The following is a 4225-nucleotide window of genomic DNA, read 5'->3' as shown; positions in this document are numbered from 1 at the left end:
CACCACAAATGTTGATGCGGAGAACCAAACTTTGATTAACCACAAATGTGTCTGCGGAGCACTGAACCGCCACTTTTGCCAAACCCGTGTTAGCACTTCGCCCTTCATTTCTGTCGTGGTTTTTCATTTTCATTTCGTGTCTGTCTTGGTGCGTTGGCTTGGTGGCTCTTTTGCTGTTTTTTGCTTGGCTTTGTGCGGTTGAAAAAACTGCAAATGTGCCACCAATAGCTTTGGCTATTTTAAATAAATTTCATCTCTTACATAAGTGTTGTTGAGCCAAAAACAGTGTTTAGTATATTCTTTTGCTTTAGTCAATTTGTCTTTGGTAGGCAAAGGATAAGTGTCTGCTGCGTTTGTGGCGTGTGGTCGTACGTGTGATACTGAATTGAATGATTTGTTTGGAAAATTTGTGTAACGTGTTGTCCCGATTACTTCTTTCACGATTTTGCCTTTTGAAACAATCTCCTTTGTCTTTGCCCAAACTTTTTCTGCTTCAAGAATGTCAGCATAAGGCATATTCCAAAACTTAACTTTTCTCAAAACTAATTGCTCGTTTTCAAATTGGAAAAACACAAATAAAAATTTATGTTCTAAAATGTCTTTGAAATTGGAGTCGTCCCATTCTTCATTTACGATTTCTTCGTATTTGAAATTTGGAAATGAAATATCCTCTTTCGGTAAATTGTTTTCTTTAAGTCTTACAGTCTTTACAATGATTTCAGCCTTTTCAAATTCTTCAATTTCTTTATCAAGTTCAATTCCTAAAATTGCTTTTGTAAGATTGGAATAAAAACTTTTTGCAGTTGTATTTAATTCAACTCCTGTAATGGCAATTATTTGGTCAACGGTCTTACCGTAATAAGGCTTGAATTTAGAAACAACAATATCTTCGATTGTTTGCTTTTTTGCAACAGCAACTGACGGAATGAGTTTGCCATAAACTCCTGTTGCTTCATTGGCAATTGAAGCAATAATATGATTTACATAACCTTGTTTAAGCGAATATGCTCTTTGTTTTGCTGGAATATCGTTAAAAGGTTGCTTTCTTGTTGAGTTGGAATTTGCACCTTTTGTGCAAGCACCTAAATAAAATGTATCTCCTTCTGAAAGTTCGTGTGCTTTTCCGTCAGCAATTTTTTGTTGGATTAACTCCCAATCTTTCTTGATAATTTCTAAGTCTGTGTTTGGAAAATTCCACTCGTCAACAAGTTTTATTAGGTAATCCAAAACATCATAACCCGCTTGATGTAAATAGAAAATCAAAAGAATATTTGCGTTCTTTTTCCAAAAGTCACTGTCTTCAAATTGTTGGTTTACAACTTCAAGGTAATTGATGATGTTTAATACTAATCTTTCCTTTGAACGATACTCATTGTTCTTCAACCGCTTTAAAGGAGAAGTCTTGAGTTCCATACCAATTTCAAAAAAGTCTGCTTCTGATTTGGAATTTGGATCATAACCAAAATAAAACTTCTCAAGTATCTGTCCGAAGTTTCCTTTACCTGTATAGCTGTGTTCTAAAATTAGTGGGTCGCAAATCTCTCTTAAAGTTTTTCCTTTAAGCAACTTAGCATAATCAATTACTGACTTTTTATCTTTCGGATTGTAAGGTAACTTCATTCGTAATTTTTTGATTTAATGCAATTCCAATTTTTTCAATTACACCTACAACCAAAGCATTTCCCATAAAAAATGCTCTTTTGGTATCAGATACTCCTTCAAGTTTTGTATGGTCGTCAGGAAACATATTTAAGCGTTCAAGTTCAACAGGCGAAAGTCTTCTGTAACCTTTTGGAGTTTGAATAACGTGTTTAAATCTTGATGGAGATTTTCCGCCTTCACCGGTTATTATTGTTCTTGACGGCTTGTCTAATGGGTCAGGGAAAATCATTCCACCTTCACTGTAATTGTATTCAAAACCTTGTGCGTTTGTTCGCATTTCTTTTTTAGGACCTTTTAAATAAGCCCATTTGTCAAGGTCGTTCTTGTCAATATAAAACTCTGATGTTACTTCTCCATTTTGAATAAGGTCTCTCAAAATCGTGAACTTTCCATCATAGTTTGGTTGCGTTTTAAGGGTTGTAACCAATCCATTAATCATTAAACCTGTATTTTCAAAAAGTCCTGTCGTTCCGCCTTTGTTGAAATTTTCAGAAATTGAAACAATATCTCCTTTGAGCTTAAATTCTGTTGGAAATAATGTGTTTTCTGATGTTACAGGAAATGCTTCTGCCAAAGTTCCATCTTCCAAAATCCATTCAGTTGGAGCAACTTCCTTTATGCTTTCATAAATATTAGTTCCTTTAAGATAAGCCAAAATGAAAATTCTTCTTCGTCTTTGTGGCATACCAAAATCTGCTGCATTAATTACTCTCCATTCTACTGCATAACCCAATTCATTTAAACTTTGTAGGATAATAGCAAAGTCTCGTCCTCGTTGTCCCGATGGCGAAATGAGAAGCCTATCAACATTTTCAAGAAATAAATATTTTGGTTTATTCTTTTTCTCTGAAATTATTTTGTGAATACTCCACCACAAAACACCTTTCTTTCCGATAAGTCCTTTTGAATTTTTTAGAGTTGTCGCAACTGAATAGTCTTGGCAAGGAAACCCACCGACCAATAAATCATGGTCGGGAATTTTAGATACATCAACTTGTGCAATGTCTTCATTAGAATGTCGGTTTTTCCCAAAACGATTTTCATAAACTAATGAAGCGTGTTGCGTTTTTGTGGATGGTTCCCATTGGTTGCTCCAGACCACTTTATAAGGTGATTTTAGAGATTTTTTATATCCTGATGATGCAGATTTTCCATTCCATCCTTCAAGTCCAAGACGAAAGCCACCTACGCCTGCAAATAATTCTACGACTTTAATTTCATTTTCCATTGTGAACAGTTTTTAGGTATTTCACTTTTTCCTCAGCAACTTTTAAGATACTTAAATCAGCTTCCTCGTCAAGAATTTTGTAAGCGATTTGATCACTTAAAAAGTCATTCTGCAATTCTTTTTCGTCAACTTTAAAAAAGTCAGCAACTTGCTTAATAATTTGCTTTGTCGGCTGTCTTTCGTTGCGTTCAATCTTAGCAAGAAGCGAAGTGTCAATGCTAATTTGTTCTGAAACAAATTTTAAAGTCAAACCAGCTTCCTCTCTTAGATGTCTGAGATGTTCTCCAAATGATTTTGTCTTCTTAATTGTCGCCATATTGGTCAAATATTGTCCAAAAATAAGTAGAATAATTTTATGGACAAAAAAAGTCCAAAGAAGTTTTCAACAATGTTTGGGTGGTGGGTGGGCTTGGGTGTGTCGGGCAAAATTAAATGTGCTGTTTTAGGCCGGCTTGTGGAAGGGAAAACAGCTCTTTTAATTTTGCGAAGCGTTGGTATTTTTCTGTTCGTATATTGTCGGTCGTGTCGGTTTTTTAGGGTGAGTGCTAACGTGTTGCAGCTACAAGAAGTTGGCGATTTCGGAGACGAAAACTTTCTGCCACCACTGTACTTGATACGAAGCTCAAATGTTCAATTAACCACTGAACCGCCAATTTCTTGTAGCTGCTGTTAGCGGTTCGGCTTTTATTTGTCAAACAGTTTTTCAATTCCAAATACTTTGTTCTTAGTAAGCAAGTCAACTATTTCGTTTTGTAATCTAACTATTTCAGACTTGTCTAAATTTTCTAGTTCAATTGAATTGTCTAGGTTTAAAAATTTGTTTTTCAGAGTATCAATTAAGTTGTTGTCACCTTCGGTTGCAGTTAACAGTTTTCTTTTTGCTTCTTGGAAAATTTTACGTCCTTCTTTAAGTGTCATATGGTTTGGTCCGCTGTCATTGTTCACTTCAAAGTCATCTATTCCATCGTCTTCCCAAAAACATATGGCACAAATGTCAAACGAATCCCGTTCGTCCAAGGTCAAGTAACCACAAACTGGGCAAGAGTTCTTTAATATGTCTTCACTTTTGACATCAGTCCTTTGTTTACCGATTTTTATTGCAAAGTTTTTCTGAAAGAAGTCTCTTCTCTGATTAAAATTGTCGTTATAATGTTCTTGCTCTTTCATTTCTAGGTTGTCTTTTAAGCTGACCGCTAACGTTCCGGCGCTTGGCGAGGTTGCGAACTTCGGAACCGATTATTTTCTTTTAGAGATAAAATTTCTTGCGAAATGTAAACGTGAATTTACTACAAAATTCGCAATCTTGCCAAACGCCTGTTAGTGGCTGCCAAAATT

At 35.4% G+C, this 4225-nt stretch carries 4 protein-coding genes; all 4 read right to left on the bottom strand.

Annotated elements, in window-relative coordinates:
• Window positions 1-234: 234 nt before the first annotated feature.
• Entirely contained in the window at window positions 235-1620 is a 1386-nt protein-coding gene (locus tag CHU92_RS01785) for a Sau3AI family type II restriction endonuclease (RefSeq protein ID WP_094412001.1), read from the bottom strand.
• Window positions 1592-2890: a DNA (cytosine-5-)-methyltransferase gene (gene dcm, locus CHU92_RS01780; RefSeq protein WP_094411999.1), complete on the bottom strand. Its 1299-nt coding sequence runs from the start codon at window positions 2888-2890 to the stop codon at window positions 1592-1594. The genes CHU92_RS01785 and dcm overlap by 29 nt, the downstream gene beginning before the upstream one ends.
• A complete protein-coding gene (locus CHU92_RS01775; protein WP_094411997.1) occupies window positions 2880-3206 on the bottom strand; it encodes a helix-turn-helix domain-containing protein in 327 nt (108 codons plus the stop codon). Before CHU92_RS01775 ends, dcm begins: the two co-directional genes overlap by 11 nt.
• A gap of 368 nt (window positions 3207-3574) precedes the next feature.
• Window positions 3575-4057, bottom strand: coding sequence for a CPCC family cysteine-rich protein (locus tag CHU92_RS01770; RefSeq protein WP_094411996.1), 483 nt, complete (start codon window positions 4055-4057; stop codon window positions 3575-3577).
• Window positions 4058-4225: the final 168 nt, after the last annotated feature.

Source organism: Flavobacterium cyanobacteriorum (assembly GCF_002251835.1).
Taxonomy (GTDB): domain Bacteria; phylum Bacteroidota; class Bacteroidia; order Flavobacteriales; family Flavobacteriaceae; genus Flavobacterium; species Flavobacterium cyanobacteriorum.
This window is presented reverse-complemented; position numbering and strand designations above follow the sequence as displayed.